This is a genomic window from Hydrogenophilus thermoluteolus (assembly GCF_003574215.1).
Lineage (GTDB): Bacteria > Pseudomonadota > Gammaproteobacteria > Burkholderiales > Rhodocyclaceae > Hydrogenophilus > Hydrogenophilus thermoluteolus.
The window spans coordinates 964,675-980,591 of sequence record NZ_AP018558.1 but is presented as its reverse complement, the minus strand read 5'-3'; the positions used below and the strand labels follow the sequence as shown (position 1 = coordinate 980,591).

General features: G+C 62.4%; 14 protein-coding genes. 6 read left to right on the top strand and 8 right to left on the bottom strand.

The annotated features are described in order from the left end of the window. Positions 1-46 precede the first annotated feature (46 nt). Both HPTL_RS04710 and HPTL_RS04705 read left to right on the top strand, forming a co-directional pair. Entirely contained in the window at positions 47-847 is an 801-nt protein-coding gene (locus tag HPTL_RS04710) for a thymidylate synthase (RefSeq protein ID WP_119334938.1), read from the top strand. After that, positions 844-1,398, top strand: coding sequence for a dihydrofolate reductase (locus tag HPTL_RS04705; protein ID WP_119334937.1), 555 nt, complete (start codon positions 844-846; stop codon positions 1,396-1,398). Before HPTL_RS04710 ends, HPTL_RS04705 begins: the two co-directional genes overlap by 4 nt. Here HPTL_RS04705 and HPTL_RS04700 read toward each other — a convergent pair. Genes HPTL_RS04700 through apbC form a run of 3 tightly spaced genes read right to left on the bottom strand, consistent with a single transcriptional unit; the run spans position 1,374 to position 5,300 of the window. Then, a complete protein-coding gene (locus HPTL_RS04700) occupies positions 1,374-3,608 on the bottom strand; it encodes an arginine/lysine/ornithine decarboxylase (protein WP_119334936.1) in 2,235 nt (744 codons plus the stop codon). The two genes, HPTL_RS04705 and HPTL_RS04700, sit on opposite strands and share 25 nt — an antisense overlap. A gap of 25 nt (positions 3,609-3,633) precedes the next feature. Continuing rightward, positions 3,634-4,200 carry a dCTP deaminase gene (gene dcd / locus HPTL_RS04695; RefSeq protein WP_119334935.1) on the bottom strand — a complete coding sequence of 189 codons (567 nt, stop codon included), beginning with the start codon at positions 4,198-4,200 and terminating at the stop codon, positions 3,634-3,636. 8 nt (positions 4,201-4,208) lie between these two features. After that, complete coding sequence (gene apbC, locus HPTL_RS04690) at positions 4,209-5,300, bottom strand: iron-sulfur cluster carrier protein ApbC (protein WP_119334934.1); 1,092 nt, start codon at positions 5,298-5,300, stop codon at positions 4,209-4,211. Positions 5,301-5,386: 86 nt separating this feature from the next. On the opposite strand from apbC, the gene HPTL_RS04685 reads away from it, so the two are divergent. Further along, on the top strand, positions 5,387-6,367 hold the full coding sequence (locus HPTL_RS04685; protein WP_197713790.1) for an FAD-dependent oxidoreductase: 981 nt from the start codon (positions 5,387-5,389) through the stop codon (positions 6,365-6,367). On the opposite strand, the gene HPTL_RS04680 is transcribed toward HPTL_RS04685, so the two are convergent. Then, positions 6,356-7,039, bottom strand: a complete 684-nt coding sequence (locus HPTL_RS04680) for an ABC transporter ATP-binding protein (RefSeq protein WP_119334932.1) — start codon at positions 7,037-7,039, stop codon at positions 6,356-6,358. The genes HPTL_RS04685 and HPTL_RS04680 overlap by 12 nt on opposite strands. Positions 7,040-7,081: 42 nt before the next feature. On the opposite strand from HPTL_RS04680, the gene HPTL_RS04675 reads away from it, so the two are divergent. Next, complete coding sequence (locus HPTL_RS04675; protein ID WP_119334931.1) at positions 7,082-7,765, top strand: arylesterase; 684 nt, start codon at positions 7,082-7,084, stop codon at positions 7,763-7,765. 17 nt (positions 7,766-7,782) lie between these two features. On the opposite strand, the gene HPTL_RS04670 is transcribed toward HPTL_RS04675, so the two are convergent. Both HPTL_RS04670 and selD read right to left on the bottom strand, forming a co-directional pair. Continuing rightward, entirely contained in the window at positions 7,783-8,817 is a 1,035-nt protein-coding gene (locus HPTL_RS04670) for an AI-2E family transporter (RefSeq protein WP_119334930.1), read from the bottom strand. Next, positions 8,814-9,869 (bottom strand): selenide, water dikinase SelD, encoded by a 1,056-nt coding sequence (gene selD, locus HPTL_RS04665; RefSeq protein WP_119334929.1) that lies wholly within the window; start codon positions 9,867-9,869, stop codon positions 8,814-8,816. The genes HPTL_RS04670 and selD overlap by 4 nt, the downstream gene beginning before the upstream one ends. A gap of 74 nt (positions 9,870-9,943) precedes the next feature. Between selD and mnmH the strand changes: the two genes are divergently transcribed. Further along, on the top strand, positions 9,944-11,044 hold the full coding sequence (gene mnmH / locus HPTL_RS04660; protein ID WP_119334928.1) for a tRNA 2-selenouridine(34) synthase MnmH: 1,101 nt from the start codon (positions 9,944-9,946) through the stop codon (positions 11,042-11,044). On the opposite strand, the gene HPTL_RS04655 is transcribed toward mnmH, so the two are convergent. Next, positions 11,019-11,612, bottom strand: coding sequence for a hypothetical protein (locus tag HPTL_RS04655; protein ID WP_145981788.1), 594 nt, complete (start codon positions 11,610-11,612; stop codon positions 11,019-11,021). The two genes, mnmH and HPTL_RS04655, sit on opposite strands and share 26 nt — an antisense overlap. Positions 11,613-11,642: 30 nt before the next feature. After that, on the bottom strand, positions 11,643-13,109 hold the full coding sequence (locus HPTL_RS04650; protein ID WP_119334926.1) for an NAD-dependent succinate-semialdehyde dehydrogenase: 1,467 nt from the start codon (positions 13,107-13,109) through the stop codon (positions 11,643-11,645). A 112-nt stretch (positions 13,110-13,221) separates the two neighbouring features. Here HPTL_RS04650 and HPTL_RS04645 point away from each other — a divergent pair, with 112 nt between their 5' ends. Further along, positions 13,222-15,915, top strand: a complete 2,694-nt coding sequence (locus HPTL_RS04645) for a bifunctional acetate--CoA ligase family protein/GNAT family N-acetyltransferase (RefSeq protein WP_119334925.1) — start codon at positions 13,222-13,224, stop codon at positions 15,913-15,915. Positions 15,916-15,917: the final 2 nt, after the last annotated feature.

Here is a 15,917-nt window from a genome sequence, read left to right as displayed (position 1 = left end):
TTCACGGGCTTCTTTGACCTGGATCAAAAAACCGGCGAGTTTTTGTATGCAGACCTATCTGGCGCTTCTCGACCACATCCTCACCTACGGCGTGGAAAAACGCGACCGCACCGGCGTCGGCACGCTGTCGGTCTTCGGCTATCAGATGCGGTTTCCACTCAACGGCGGGGAGACCTTTCCGCTCCTCACCACGAAAAAGCTCCATGTGCGCTCGATCATTCATGAGCTGCTCTGGTTTTTGCGCGGCGACACCAACATTCGCTACCTTCATGAAAACAAGGTGACGATCTGGGACGAATGGGCCGACGCAAATGGTGACTTGGGGCCGATCTACGGCAAACAGTGGCGGCGCTGGGAGGCACCAGACGGGCGGGTGATCGACCAGATCGCGCAGGTGGTGGAATCGCTCAAGAACAATCCAGACTCGCGACGCCACCTGGTCGTGGCGTGGAACCCCGCCGATGTCGACAAGATGGCGCTTCCGCCCTGTCACGCACTTTTTCAGTTTTACGTCGCGAATGGGCGGCTTTCGTGCCAACTCTATCAGCGCAGCGCCGACGTCTTTTTGGGGGTTCCGTTCAACATTGCCTCCTATGCACTCCTGACGATGATGGTGGCGCAGGTTTGCGGCTACACCGCGCACGAGTTCATCTGGACGGGCGGCGATTGCCACTTGTACCGCAACCACATCGAACAAGCGCGTCTGCAGCTCACCCGCACGCCACGCCCGTTGCCGCGGATGCGGCTCGACCCGACGGTCACACGGCTCGAGGATTTTCGCTACGAGCACTTCACCCTGGAGGGGTACGACCCCCATCCCCATATTCCGGCGCCGGTGGCGGTATGAGCGAAATCGTGATCATCGCCGCAATGGGGCGAAATGGGGAACTGGGGTACCGCAATGCGCTTCCGTGGCATCTGCCGGACGACCTCAAACGCTTCAAGCAGCTCACGCTGGGGGCGCCGGTGGTGATGGGGCGCAACACGTGGCACTCTCTTGGGAGGCCGCTGCCGGGGCGCACCAATGTGGTGGTGAGTCGAACGCTTGCGCGATCGCAAACGGACGCCGCGCCCACCGAAAGAGAACCGGAATCGACGCTTCCCTCTGGGGTGCTATGCTTTCCAACGCTCGAGGCGGCATTGGCGGCATTGGCGAAGGCGCCCACCGTGTTCGTGATCGGCGGCGCGCAGCTCTACGCCGCGGCACTTCCCTTTGCGGACCGCTTGGAGCTCACCGAGGTCGACGCCGAAGTCTCTGCCGACGCGTTCTTTCCGCCTTGGCCCAAAACGGAATTCGTCGAAGTTGCACGCACGCGACACCCGGCGGACGCGAACCACCCCTATCCGTTTGCGTTCGTCACCTACCGCCGCGTTCAATCGCGCACGCAATCGACGTAGTATTCCCCATCCTCGCCTTTGACGAGGCCGTGCACGTCGGTCTCGAACCCCGGGAACGCCCGGTTGAACGCGCGGGCAAACTGCAGGTAGTGGACGATCGTTGCGTTGAAGCGCTCGCCCGGAATCAAAAGCGGGATTCCCGGTGGGTACGGGGTGACGAGCATCGCGGTGATCCGCCCTTCGAGCGCGTCGATGGGGACGCGGTCGATTTCGCGATGCGCCAGTTTGGCCCAGGCGTCCGCAGGGCGCAGCGCCGGTTCCATCTCCGAAAGGTACATCTGCGTGGTAAGGCGCGCCACGTCGTGTGCTTTGTAAAACGCGTGAATGCGCTGACACAGGTCGCGTAGCCCCCATTTTTCGTATCTCGGGTGCTTCGCGATGAACTCCGGCATCACCCGCCACAGAGGTTGGTTGCGGTCGAAATCGTCCTTGAACTGCTGCAATTCGGTCACCATCGTGTTCCACCGCCCTTTGGTGATGCCGATGGTGAACATGATGAAGAACGAGTAAAGCCCAGTTTTTTCGACGACGATGCCGTGTTCCGCAAGGTAGCGGGTCACGACCCCGGCCGGGATACCCCAGTCGTGGAAATCGCCATCGACGTCGAGCCCTGGGGTGATGATCGTCGCTTTGATCGGGTCCAACATGTTGAACCCTTCGCTGATTTCGCCAAAACCGTGCCACCGTTCGTTCGGTCTCAGCATCCAGTCTTCGGGCGAACCGATCCCCTCTTCCGCGAGCCGATCCGGCCCCCAGACGCGGAACCACCAATCGGGATAGTCGCGCGCCACTTCGCGCATCGCACGGCGGAATTCGGCGGCTTCCATCAAGGATTCTTCGACGAGCGCGGTACCCCCAGGCGGTTCCATCATCGCCGCGGCAACGTCGCAACTGGCGATGATCGCGTATTGCGGCGAGGTCGAGGTATGCATCAAGTACGCTTCGTTGAAGAGGTCCCGGTCAAACCCACCCTGTTTCGCCTCTTGAACCAGGATTTGCGACGCCTGCGACAGCCCCGCAAGCAGTTTGTGGGTCGATTGGGTGGAGAAGATAAGCGAAGTTTCGCAGCGCGGGCGGTCTGCGCCAATTGCATGGTAGTCGCCGTAAAAGTCGTGAAAAGCGGCGTGCGGTAGCCACGCTTCGTCGAAATGCAGCGTCGGAATGTAGCCGTCGAGCTCTGCTTTGATCCGTTCGACGTTGTAGAGGATGCCGTCGTAGGTCGATTGCGTCAGCGTGAGGATGCGGGGTTGTCGGTCGTTTGCCAGTTGGGCGAACGGGTGTGCGTCGATCTTCGCCTGGATCGCTTCTGGCGCGAATTCGCGTTCCGGGATCGGGCCGATGATCCCGTAGTGGTTGCGCGTCGGGGTGAGAAAGACCGGAATCGCGCCGGTCATGATGATCGCGTGCAGCACCGATTTGTGGCAGTTGCGATCGACCACGACGATATCGTTCGGCGCAACGGTGTAGTGCCAGACCATCTTGTTCGAGGTGCTGGTTCCGTTGGTGACGAAAAACAGATGGTCACAGTGGAAAATGCGCGCGGCGTTGCGTTCGCTCGCCGCAACGGGCCCGGTGTGATCGAGCAACTGCCCCAGCTCTTCTACGGCGTTGCAGACGTCGGCGCGCAGGAGATTTTCGCCGAAGAACTGGTGGAACATCTGACCGACGGGGCTTTTGAGGAATGCCACCCCACCCGAATGCCCCGGGCAGTGCCATGAGTAGGATCCATCGGCAGCGTAATGGGTAAGCGCCCGAAAGAAGGGGGGAGCGAGGCTGTCGAGGTAGTTGCGCGCCTCGCGCACCACGTATCGCGCGATGAATTCCGGGGTATCCTCGAACATATGGATGAAGCCGTGGAGTTCGCGCAACACGTCGTTGGGGATGTGGCGGCTGGTGCGGGTCTCCCCGTAGAGGAAGATCGGAATGTCGGCGTTACGAAAACGGATCTCGGCGACGAAATTGCGAATCTGTTCGATCACCTCAGCCGCCTGCAGCGGGTCTTGCAGCTGCTCGTCGTCGATCGAGACGATGAACGCCGACGCCCGGCTCTGTTGCTGGGCAAACGAGGTGAGGTCGCCGTAACTCGTCACCCCCAGCACCTCCATTCCTTCGGCTTCGATCGCCTGCGCGAGCGCTCGAATCCCCAAGCCGGAGGCGTTTTCCGAACGGAAATCCTCGTCGATGATGACGATCGGAAAATGAAAACGCATCGCGTCGCCCTTTGTCGTTGTCGCTTCACATGCGCGGCAGGGTCACGCCGCGTTGCCCCAAATACTTACCGCCCCGGTCGCGGTAGCTCGTTTCACACACCTCGTCCGATTCGAAGAAGAGCATCTGCGCCACACCCTCGTTGGCATAAATCTTGGCTGGCAGCGGCGTGGTGTTGGAGAATTCGAGCGTCACATGCCCTTCCCACTCCGGTTCAAGCGGTGTGACGTTGACGATGATGCCGCAGCGCGCGTAGGTGCTCTTCCCAAGGCAGACCGTGAGTACGTTGCGCGGAATGCGAAAGTATTCGACGGTGCGCGCCAACGCAAACGAGTTGGGCGGGATGATGCAGACGTCACCGACGAAGTCGACGAAACTGCGTTCATCGAAATTCTTGGGGTCGACGATCGTCGAATTGATGTTGGTGAAGATTTTGAATTCGTTGGCGCAGCGCACGTCGTAGCCGTAGCTCGAGGTGCCGAACGAGACGACGCGCGCGCCGTCGACTTGCCGCACGAGTTCGGGTTCGAACGGTTCGATCATCCCATACGCTTCTGCCATGCGGCGTATCCAGCGGTCCGATTTGATGCTCATCGTTGCGTTCAGTCGTTCTTGACCACGATCGTGGGCATTTTGTGGGTGAAATCTTTGCCGCGGTCGGCGATCGCGATCGCCACCTGCCGGGCGATTTCTCGATATTTTTCGGCGATCGGGCCATCGGGTTCGGCGACCACGGTGGGCTTGCCGCCGTCGGTCTCTTCCCGGATGCGACGATCCAAGGGCAACGCCCCCAAAAAGGGCACGCCGTAGTCGGCGCACAACTTCTTGCCCCCCCCTTCGCCGAAGATCGGTTCGACGTGACCGCAGTGCGAGCAGATATGCAGGCTCATGTTTTCGATCACCCCCAAAACGGGGACTTGGACTTTTTCGAACATCTTGAGCCCTTTGCGCGCGTCCAACAGCGCGATCTCCTGCGGGGTCGTGACGATCACCGCGCCGGTGAGCGGCGCTTTCTGCGCGAGCGAGAGATGGATATCCCCCGTTCCCGGTGGCATATCGACGATGAGGTAGTCCAAGTCGTGCCACGCGGTTTCGGTGAGGAGTTGCACCAGCGCCTGCGAAGCCATCGGGCCGCGCCAAATCATCGGCGTTTCGACGTCCACCATGAAGCCGATCGACATCGCTTCGATCCCATACGCGGTGAGCGGCTGCATCTTCTTCCCGTCTTCCGAGACCGGATTGTGATGGCCAAGCCCGAGCATTTGCGGAATCGAGGGGCCATAGATGTCGGCATCCAAAATCCCGACCTTCGCCCCTTCTGCCGCCAACGCGAGCGCGAGATTGACCGCGGTGGTGCTCTTCCCCACACCCCCTTTACCCGACGCGACCGCGACGATGTTCGCGACACCGGGCAGCGGCCGTAACCCGGGCGGCACCTTGTGGATGCCGATTTGGCTGGTCACTTCGACAAAAAGCGCCGAAGGGTGCAACGCGTCACGAAGCGCGGTTTCGATCTGCTGCTGGATCGCTACCCATTGACTCTTTGCGGGGTAATCGAGCGCGATCTGGACCGAAACGGCGTCGCCGTCGACCGCGATTTGCCGAACAGCACCGGTGGTCACGTAATCTTTTCCGCGATTGGGGTCGAGGGTTTGCGCGAGGACCTTTCGAACAGCCTCTTGTGTGATCGCCATGTCGCGCGGCTCCTTGTCGAATGCGAACGATGCGTGCGATCATACCACCGTGTGGCAGGAACGATCACCCCTCGAAAAGGAGCGCAGTGAAACGAATCGTCGTGATCGGGGCGGGCGCAGCGGGACTGACCGCTGGTTGGCGGTTGGCGCGTTGGGGGTATTCCGTGATCGTACTGGAAAAGCGTGCGCAACTGGGCGGGGCGCTCGCCGAACTGGCAGAAAATGCGCTTCGTTTCCCAGCCGCCGCTCCGACGTTGAAACAACTCATGCGTACGGGTGTGCTTTCCCTGCAACCGCTCCGTTCGCTTCCGTTCACCTGGGGGGATGACGCCGGAACGCAGCAGTGGTCAATCCCCGCAACCGGTTGGCCCAAAATCGAGGGAACGCCCGTTCCCCACCCCCTCTTTTGGCTTTGGCGGTTGCGGGCGTGGGGGCGTCGCCATCCGGATACGCCGCTCGATGCCTGGTTCCGTATCGCCACTCCGCCCGCGCCGCTCAGCGCTGCGCTCACACAATTGGCTGCCCAATGGTGTGGAGAGTCAGTCACAACCCTGACCTGGCCACGTCTCGCGCCGCTGCTTCGCGCCATCATGCGTTTTTCGGCGCCGCAAAGACATGCGTGGCAGGTAGCGGAAGCTGCCAGCGAATGGTTTGCGGTGGCGCTCGCGCGGCGGATCGGTCTGTTCGGACAGGTGGTACAGATCGCGTCCCCAGTAATGACGCTCACCCCACACGGCGATTCGGGGTGGCGGGTGACCACGGTCGGGCAACTGCACTTCACCGCAGCAGCGGTAGTCGTGGCAACCGAACCGCAGGACGCAGCGCCGCTTTTGCCCGCTGAATTGGGCCGAACAGCGGCGCGGCTGCACCAGTGGCCGCAGGTTCTGCGCTGGGGTAGCGCACGGGCGCTTCCGCAGATGGTTGCCAAACCGGTTCGCATCGCCAGCCATTTGTGGCTTGCCGGCGACTGGTTGCCCCCCATCGGCGCGCTTCCCGGGCTGGAAAGCGCGGTGGCTAGTGGCTGGACCACCGCGCGCGCGGTACGCGCCGCGCTCTCATCCCAGTGAAGGATGGTCGTTCGCGACGAGTCTGCCCCGCTGTAAGGTCAATACCCGCTGACAGCGCGCGGCCAATGCCGGATCGTGGGTGACCAGAACGAGCGTCGCCCCGCTCTCTTGCTGCAGAGAAAAGAGAAGTTCGATCACGGTTTCGCCCGTAGCGGCGTCGAGGTTTCCCGTGGGTTCGTCGGCAAAGAGATAGCGCGGGTTGCACGCAAAAGCGCGCGCCAACGCGACGCGTTGCTGTTCGCCACCGGAGAGCGTCTCCGGGCGATGACTGAGCCGTTCGGCCAAACCGACACGAGCGAGCCACGCTTTGGCTTGCTTTTCCGCATTCCCGTCGCCCTTGAGCCAGAGTGGTAGCGCTACGTTCTCCCACGCGGTGAGGTGGGAGAGGAGCTGGAAATCCTGGAAGACGAACCCAACCGCTTGCTGCCGCCAACGGGCGCGCGCCTCTTCGTCCCACGTGGCGATATCGGCGCGATCGACGACGATCTTTCCGCTCGTAGGCAGGTCGAGCCCGGCGAGCAGGCCAAGGAGCGTCGTCTTGCCGGAACCGGAGGCGCCCACGATCGCGACCGCCTCGCCGTCGTTGATGGTACAGTCTACCGCATCGAGCAAGGTCAAGGTGGTTCCGCTCGGCAGGGTGACCGTTTTCGTGAGATGGATGGCTTCGATCATATGTCGCGTTGCTCTCTTAATCGTCGTCGTCTCTTGAGTGCGATGATAACGGTTGGGTTCCTCAACCGGTTATCGAACAGTCTGGCGCTGGCCAACCCCGACCCGGCGACCACGACCAGTGCTTCAGCGCCGCGTAACGAGGCACCTACGCTCCTCGTCTTCGGCGACAGCCTTTCGGCAGGCTATGGTCTGCGCGCCGGTAACGGTTGGGTCGATCTCCTTGCCGAACGATTGCGCGCCTGCGCGCCGCAGTGGCGCGTGGTCAACGCCAGCGTTTCGGGAGAGACGACCCACGGCGGTCGGGTGCGGCTACCGAAACTGCTCGCCCGCGAACGGCCCCGGTTGGTGATCCTTGAACTTGGCGCAAACGACGGATTGCGCGGTCTGTCACTCACGGCGATGCGGGAAAACCTGGCTGCGATGATCGACGCAGCGCACGGTGCTGGCGCGCAAGTGGTACTCGTTGGCATGCAGATCCCGCCAAACCTTGGCCCCGACTACAGCGAAGCGTTCGCCGCGACCTTTGCGGAATTGGCAGCGGAAAAACGGGTCGCCGGTTTCGTTCCGTTCCTTTTGGCGCCCATTGCGCTCAACCGTGACGCGTTCCAAGCCGATGGGCTCCATCCCACCGCGGAAGCGCAGCCGCTCCTTCTCGAAACGGTCTGGCCTGCTCTCGCGCCGCTCATCCCCTGTCAGGAACTTTCGCGCCGCACCGGGTCGCGGTGACGGATGGGCGTCTGTTGTCACAGCAGCCCCTCGCGCCGCAGGGTCGATTTGAGTTGCGCGAAGAAAACGGGGGCGCTCACCACCCCAGCCACCCCAAATGCCGCCTCCAGCACCACCATCATCGTCAAAATCTCCCACGCGTGGGAGCGGATGCGGTTGCCGATGATGTGGGCGTTCAAAAAGTACTCCAGTTTGTGGATGAAAACGAGCCAACCCAGGGCCAGTACCGCGTCGATCACCGAGACGCTCAACGCCACCAACGTGGTGATGGTGTTCGAGATGAGATTACCCACCACAGGAAGCAGCCCCGCCACAAAAGTGACGACCAGCAGGACTGGGGTGAGCGGCAACGTTCGCCCTAGAAGTGGCAAAATCCCCACCAAAAAAACGGCGGTGAGCGCGGTGTTCACCAGAGAGATCTTCACCTGGGCAAAAACGACCTGGGTAAAACTGGCGACGAGCTCGCGCGTGTAGTCGAAAATGGCCTGCGCCAAAGGGGGAAGCGGTTTGGGATTGGGGGCATCGCTGCTAGACCAGGCAACCTGAACGGCCGCCAGCCCACCGATGACGAGCCCCAGGATCACGTACCCTATCCCCCGTGCGGTGTGCAGCCCCCAACTCTGCACCGCCGCTGCGTTCGCTTTGAGCCATACGATCACCTCGCGGCGCACGGTATCAACCGAATCGGGCAGATAGCTCGCCCAGGCGGGCAGCAGAACCCGTAACTGTTCGAGCGTGGTCGCCAACTGTTTGAAGAGCTTTGGGATCGCTTGCGGCGCCCACAAGACGAACTCGACCAATCCGACGATCAAAAGGAGCGTCACCACGGCCACCACCGCGGCAGAATAGAGACGCGCATGGCGGGCAAAAGCGGGCGAGCGAGCAAAACGCTGGGTCATCGCCTGAGAGGCACCAAAGGTGAGCACACCCGCAAAAAAGGCGGGCGTGAGTTTGAGGGAGAGGACAGTTCCCCAGAGCAGAACGATCGGGGTTGCTAACAGCAGCGCGCGACGCCCCCAACCGGTTACCGCCCGATGCGCCGATCCGTTCACGGCAATACCTCAACTTTTGGCGTTCCGGCGACTACCGAACCGATCACCACCCCACCTCCGCCTTGCGTCTCCGAGATCGCGCGCAACACCCGCTCCACCGCAGAAGGGGCGCACGCAATCAAAAGACCACCGCTCGTTTGCGGATCGGTGACGACCGCTTGCCACCAGGCGCGCTTTGCTTCCGGCAGCGCAGAGAGGTCGATCGCGTTGCCGTAGCTTTGCCAGTTGCGCGTTGCAGCGCCCGTGCTGATCCCTTCGCGAAGGTAACGGAGCGCTGCGGGCAACACCGGCAGCGCCGCTGCGTGGAAACGCACCACCACACCGCTTGCACGCGCCATCTCCCATCCGTGTCCCGCCAGGCCGAAACCGGTGACGTCGGTGAGCGCATGCACCTCCGGGTCGGCGGCCAAACGGGCTCCCACCTGGTTGAGACAGGTGGTCCACCGCCGCATTTCCGCATATTCGTCTGGAGTCAGCAATCCCTTCTTGAGCGCCGCGGAGAGGATGCCAATCCCAAGCGGTTTGGTCAGGATCAACTGGTCGCCCGGCCGCGCCCCGGCGTTGGTCTTGATCTCCCGGGGGTGTGCCAGCCCCAGCGCGACCAGGCCGTAAAACGGCTCGACGCAGTCGATCGAATGGCCCCCGGCAAGCGCCACCCCTGCTTCGCGGCACACCGAAGCGCCGCCCGCGAAAATCTGCGCGATCACCGCCTCGGGCAGTTTTCCGACGGGCATCCCGACGACCGCAAGCGCCAGGATCGGGCGTCCCCCCATCGCATAGACGTCGGAAAGCGCATTGGTCGCAGCGATCGCGCCGAAGTCGAACGGATCATCGACGACGGGAAGGAAAAAGTCGGTGGTGGCGATGAGCGCCTGCGTCTCGTTCAATCGCCATACCGCAGCGTCGTCGGTTTTGTCATAACCCACCAAGAGCTCAGGGGGAACGCACCCCGTTGGAATCTCCCGCAAGAGCCGTTCGAGTACGCCGGGCGCAATCTTGCACCCGCAGCCGCCACCGTGCGCGAGCGCTGTCAACCGTACCGCTGCTGTCATTCCCAGCTCGCTCCTTGAAAACACCCGTTCGAATTGCGCGATAATAGTACCCGAGTCCACTCCATGGTTCGCCAATGCCCCGCGAAACTGCCCCCCTCGTTTCGGTAGCGGAGATCGACGCGTTCGATACGGTGATCGACGCCCGTAGTCCCGCCGAATACGCCGAAGACCACATTCCCGGCGCGATCAGTTGCCCGGTGCTGGACGACCGGGAACGGGCGATCGTCGGTACGATCTACAAACAGCAGTCCCCGTTCGAAGCGCGGCGAATCGGGGGGGCGTGGGTGGCGAAAAATATCGCGCACCACATCGAAAACCAGTTTCAGGACAAACCGCGTTCGTGGCGCCCGTTGGTTTATTGTTGGCGCGGCGGGCAGCGAAGCGGCGCGTTCGTCACCTGGCTGCGGTTGATTGGTTGGGACGCCGCGCAGCTCGAAGGCGGGTACAAGGCGTTTCGCCGTCATGTCCTAGCGCAACTCGATACGTTGCCGACTCGGTTGCGGCTTTTCGTGCTCGCAGGTCCTACGGGTTGTGGCAAGACGAAGCTGCTGCACACTCTGGCACAACTGGGCGCACAGGTGTTGGACTTGGAAGCGTTGGCGCGCCATCGCGGTTCGCTGTTGGGGCGAGCGCCGGACGGCGCGCCACAACCGACCCAGAAAGCGTTCGAGACGGCGCTCTGGTCCGCACTGCGCCGCTTCGATCCCACCCAACCGGTTTTCGTGGAAGCGGAGAATCGCCGCATCGGCACCTGCCACCTGCCTGAGACGCTGTGGCAGCAGATGCGCGCAGCGCCGCGCGTCACGTTGGAAGCCCCGCTTGATGCACGCCTGTCGCTGGTCTTGGCCGAGTACGGATTCTGGCGCCACGACCGCGAAACCCTCAAGGCGCAGTTGCTCCGCCTCAAAGGGGTGGTCCCGAACGCCGTGCTCGCGCACTGGCAGCAATGGATCGATCGGGGCGATTTCGCCGCGCTCTACCGTGACCTGATGGTGCGCCACTACGACCCCCGTTACCGCAAAGGGCTTGCCACCTGGTCGGGCCCGATCGTGGCGCACTTTTCCTTTTCCACGCTCTCTGAGGCGACGTTCGCCGATTTGGCCGCGCAGCTCATCGCCATCGCCGCCTCTTTCCGACCAGTGGCGACTGTTACCAGAGAAACGTCACGCGCCTAAGGGGTGCTTGCGGCGTCACCTCGACCCAGCGATCCTGAGGGGGATATTCGACGACTGGGAGCGCAGAGGCGACCAACCGATAACGCCCTGTTGGCAACTGCGCACACCAAAGCGGCCCCAACCCGCCGCCTTGCCAAACCACCGCGCCGGAGTCGTTTTCGAGGGTCAAGGTCGCTTCAGCAAGGTAAGGGCGCTCCTTTTGCGCCCACTCGACGCAGACCGTAAAACGGTCTCTGAGCCGTTGTAACGCCACCCGCTCCTCCAAGCCGATCCCACCGGCACACCAAAAGAACGGGGTTTGCCCGCAACGAAGGGTCGCGATCGCCGCCTCGACTTCGGCTTCGGTAACCGTTTGCCGCCCCTCCCATTCCGCCGCAGCTTCGGCAGACAGGGTCGCGGAACCCTCAGCAAGCGGCGCAGCGCCGCGCGTCGAGGGCTCAAGACCCGATGCGGTGACACCCCCTGAGAACAGGGTCAAAACGAGCGCGCCCACCCAAAGGTCGCGCCAAGCACTGCCTCTGCTCGAACCGACCGATCCACACCCCACATTACGGCTCCTTTCCCTCATGGTTCCTCCCTTACTCGGGTTCTACAACGATCACACGCCGGCAAGACAGATCGCCTTCACCTCTAGGTATTCGTCGACCCCGTACTTCGACCCTTCGCGGCCAAACCCCGACTGTTTGACGCCGCCAAAGGGGAAAACCTCGCTCGAGATGATCCCGGTGTTGATCCCGATCATCCCGTAGTCGAGCTGCTCGGCTACCCGCCAGACGCGCCCCACGTCGCGCGCGTAGAAGTAGGCTGCAAGGCCATATTCGGTCGCGTTCGCAAGCACGACGGCTTCGTCGTCGGTACGAAAACGGTAGATGGGCGCGACGGGGCCAAAGATCTCTTCACTGGCGATCGCCATCTCCGCGGTGACGTTCGTGAGCACCGTGGGGGCGTAGAACTGGTTGCCCAATTCCGTGAGCAGATGCCCGCCGCAACGTACTTGCGCCCCGCGAGACACCGCCTCTTCGACCAAGCGCGTCACTTTGGCGACTGCCGCAGCATCGATGAGCGGCCCCACCGCGACCCCCGCTTCCCACCCGGGACCGACGCGCAACTTGGCCACTTCCGCAGCGAACCGTTCCGCAAAAGCGTCGTAGATCCCCTCTTGGACGATCAACCGGTTGGCGCAGACACACGTCTGCCCGGCGTTCCGGTATTTCGACGCCAGCGCCCCGGCCACTGCCGCGTCCAGGTCAGCATCGTCGAACACGATGAACGGGGCGTTGCCACCCAGTTCAAACGAGAGGCGCTTCAACGTCGGTGCGCATTGCGCCATCAAGAGGCGACCGACTTCGGTCGAGCCGGTAAAGGAGAGTTTGCGCACGATCGGGCTCGCGGTGAGCGTCTCGCCGATCACATCCGGCCGACTGCCGGTGATCACATTGAACACCCCGGTGGGAAAACCAGCGGCTTCTGCCAGCGCCGCCAAAGCCAGAGCCGTGAGCGGGGTTTGCTCCGCCGGCTTCACCACCACCGTGCACCCCACCGCAAGCGCCGGAGCCACCTTACGGGTGATCATCGCGGCGGGAAAATTCCACGGTGTGATCGCCGCGCACACCCCAACGGGCTGTTTCCACGCCATGAGTCGCCGATCCGCCTGCGGGGTTGGGATGAGATCGCCATAAACCCGTTTCGCCTCTTCGGCGAACCACTCGACGAACGACGCCGCATAGGCGATTTCACCCCGCGATTCCGCAAGCGGTTTGCCACACTCGAGCGTGATCAATTGCGCCAGGGGTTCGGCGTTTTCGATGATGCGCGCATGCCATTGGCGCAACAGCGCCGAACGCTCTTTCGCGAGGGCATTTTTCCAGGCGGGGAAGGCTTGCGCCGCCGCGGCGATCGCCGCTTCGGTCTCGTTGCGCCCACAGTCGGCCACTTCGGCAATCACCTCTCCGGTTGCGGGGTTCCGCACTGGAAATCGGCCCGATCCCGGATGCCACGCACCACCCCAATAGGCGTTCGTTTGCCAACACCGGGTTTGCGTCAAGTGGTTCAGCCATTCGTGCATCGTCATCTCCCTGGTCGTTCGAACGAATCGTTTGCGAATAAGTGGGATTGTACGCGCACAGAGTCGGTGCGATGCGGTACACTTCGCCGCAATGCCCTAGGAGAGTTTCGCCGTGCAGGAGAACCACTACTTGCAACCGTTGATCGAACCGCGCTCGGTCGCCGTGATCGGTGCTTCCGAACGTGCCGGGTCATTGGGTCGAACCGTGATCCGCAACCTGATCGACAGTGGGTACACCGGCCGCCTCTTTGCGGTCAACCCCAAACATAAAAAAATCTTCGATCTCCCCTCTTATCCGTCGATCGAAGAGGTTCCCCACCGCATCGATCTTGCGGTGATCTGCGTCGCGGCGGAAAAGGTGATCGGTGTGGTCGAAGGGTGCGGCAGGGCTGGCGTCAAGATGGTTGCGGTACTCTCTGCCGGTTTTGCCGAAACGGGTGCTCGCGGTGAACGGTTGGAGCGGCAACTGATCGAAACCGCACGCCGCTACCGGATGCGCCTTTTGGGCCCAAACTGCCTGGGCGTGATGCGCCCGCAGATCGGGCTCAACGCTTCATTTGCCCTGACTGCTCCGCTCAAAGGGTCGATCGGGTTCATCTCCCACTCCGGTGCGCTCTGTTCCGCGGTACTCGACTGGGCAAAACCGGCGGGGGTCGGGTTTTCGGCAGTGGTCTCGCTTGGCGCAAGCGTCGATATCGATTTTGCCGAAGTGCTCGACTTCCTGGCGCAAGACTACCGCACCGAAGCGATCGTGCTCTACATCGAAGGGATCAAGAATGCCCGCCGCTTCATGAGTGCGCTACGCGCCGCGGCGCGCGTCAAACCGGTTTTGGTGCTCAAAGCAGGGCGTCACCCCGAGGTGATGCGCACGATTCATCTCCACGCTGCCCATCAACCGGGTGACGACAAAGTGTTCGACGCGGCCTTGCGGCGTAGTGGCGTGATTCGTCTTTATAACATCTCGCAGCTCTACGCCGCGCTCTCCGCGCTTTTTGCCCGACTTCGTCCGCGCGGCAACCGCTTGGCGATCCTCACGAACGGCGGCGGAATCGGCGCGATGGCTGCCGACCGCGCCGCGGACCTGGGCATTCCGCTTGCGGAACTCGGGGATACCACCCGCGAAGCACTCGACAAACTGCTGCCCCAGAACTGGTCCCACGCCAACCCGGTCGATATTTTGGGCGACGCCGACGCCGAACGCTACGGCGCTGCGTTTCAAACCCTTCTGGCTGCGAAAGAGGTCGACGGGATCCTGGTGATTCTCACGCCCCAGGCGATGACCGACCCCACCGCGGTCGCAGACCGGATCATCGCACTCGAAGCGAAAGCCGACAAACCGGTCGTCACCTGCTGGATGGGAGAGGCGCACGTCCAGGAAGCGCGGCAAAAATTCCAAGCGGCGGGGATCCCCACCTTCCGTGCGCCGGAACCTGCGGTCGAGCTCTTCTCGCACGTCTCGTCGTACTACCGAAACCAAAAACTGCTGGCGCAGACCCCCCCGCCGCTCACCCATTTCGAAGCGCCGCGCATCGAGAGCGCCGAACTGATCATCGAAGCCGCGCTCACCGAACGGCGGCTACGCCTCAACGAGATGGAGGCCAAAGCGGTCCTTTCTGCGTTTCGCATCCCGATTGCCCAAGCGATGCTGGCGCGCACCGTCACCGAAGCGATCGTGCTCGCCGAAGAGATTGGACTGCCGGTGGCGATGAAAATTCAGGCGAAAAACGTCATCGACAAAGCCGACAGCGGCGGAGTGCGACTCAACCTCACCACCATGGCGGCGGTACGCACCGCGTTTCAGGAGATCGTCGCCGAAGTGCAAAAAAATGCGCCTGAAGCGGAAATCGAAGGGGTAGTGATCGAACCGATGGTGATTCGTCGTTACGGCCGCGAGGTGATGATCCGCGTCAAACGCGACCCCGTCTTCGGGCCGGTGATCTACTTCGGCGAAGGGGGCAAACGGGCCGTTCCCGAAGCGGACATGTCGGTTGCGCTGCCGCCGTTCAACAAATACCTGGCGCACGACCTGGTTCGGTCGAGCCGCATCTATCCGATGCTGCAGGAGTGGCGCAACATGCCCGCGGTAGCGCTCGAACGGCTGGAATACGTCCTGCTGCGGGTTTCAGAAATGGTCTGCGAATTGCCGTGGATCGAATATCTGAGCATCAACCCGCTGATCGTCGACGAACACGACGCGATCGCGCTCGACGCCAAAATTTCGCTCACCCCTACGAACCCGTCACAGGATCGCTACGCGCACATGGCGATCCACCCCTACCCGTCTCACCTCGTCCAACATTGGACGCTGCCTGACGGCACCGACGTGCTGATCCGCCCCATCCGGCCGGAAGACGCCGAACTGGAAGCGGAGTTCGTCCGCAACCTCTCGCCACAGACGAAGTACTTCCGTTTCATGACCACGCTCAACGAGCTGCCGCCCGCGATGCTCGCGCGCCTCACCCAAATCGACTACGACCGCGAAATGGCGTTCATCGCGGTCACGACACAAAACGGCAAAGAGATCGAACTGGGGGTGGCGCGGTACGCGGTAAACCCCGACGGCGAAACGTGCGAATTCGCGATCGTCGTTGCCGATGCGTGGCAGCACCGGGGGCTTGCGCGCAAACTGATGCAGGTGCTGATCGAAACGGCACGCAACCGAGGCCTCAAAGAGATGCGCGGTGTCTTTCTCGCAAACAACGAACGGATGCTGCGGTTCGTCGCGAGTCTCGGTTTCACCCTCTCCGACGACCCCGAAGATCGAACGATCAAGCACGGTGTCCTTCCCTTGCAACCGCTGCATTGAGG

What these genes read in the sequence shown, in the direction of transcription:
- HPTL_RS04710 (WP_119334938.1), top strand. Translation starts at nt 47, where the DNA reads ATGCAGACCTATCTGGCGCTTCTCGACCACATCCTCACCTACGGCGTG.
- HPTL_RS04705 (WP_119334937.1), top strand. Translation starts at nt 844, where the DNA reads ATGAGCGAAATCGTGATCATCGCCGCAATGGGGCGAAATGGGGAACTG.
- HPTL_RS04700 (WP_119334936.1), bottom strand. Translation starts at nt 3,608, where the DNA reads ATGCGTTTTCATTTTCCGATCGTCATCATCGACGAGGATTTCCGTTCG.
- dcd (WP_119334935.1), bottom strand. Translation starts at nt 4,200, where the DNA reads ATGAGCATCAAATCGGACCGCTGGATACGCCGCATGGCAGAAGCGTAT.
- apbC (WP_119334934.1), bottom strand. Translation starts at nt 5,300, where the DNA reads ATGGCGATCACACAAGAGGCTGTTCGAAAGGTCCTCGCGCAAACCCTC.
- HPTL_RS04680 (WP_119334932.1), bottom strand. Translation starts at nt 7,039, where the DNA reads ATGATCGAAGCCATCCATCTCACGAAAACGGTCACCCTGCCGAGCGGA.
- HPTL_RS04675 (WP_119334931.1), top strand. Translation starts at nt 7,082, where the DNA reads ATGATAACGGTTGGGTTCCTCAACCGGTTATCGAACAGTCTGGCGCTG.
- selD (WP_119334929.1), bottom strand. Translation starts at nt 9,869, where the DNA reads ATGACAGCAGCGGTACGGTTGACAGCGCTCGCGCACGGTGGCGGCTGC.
- mnmH (WP_119334928.1), top strand. Translation starts at nt 9,944, where the DNA reads ATGCCCCGCGAAACTGCCCCCCTCGTTTCGGTAGCGGAGATCGACGCG.
- HPTL_RS04655 (WP_145981788.1), bottom strand. Translation starts at nt 11,612, where the DNA reads ATGAGGGAAAGGAGCCGTAATGTGGGGTGTGGATCGGTCGGTTCGAGC.
- HPTL_RS04650 (WP_119334926.1), bottom strand. Translation starts at nt 13,109, where the DNA reads ATGCACGAATGGCTGAACCACTTGACGCAAACCCGGTGTTGGCAAACG.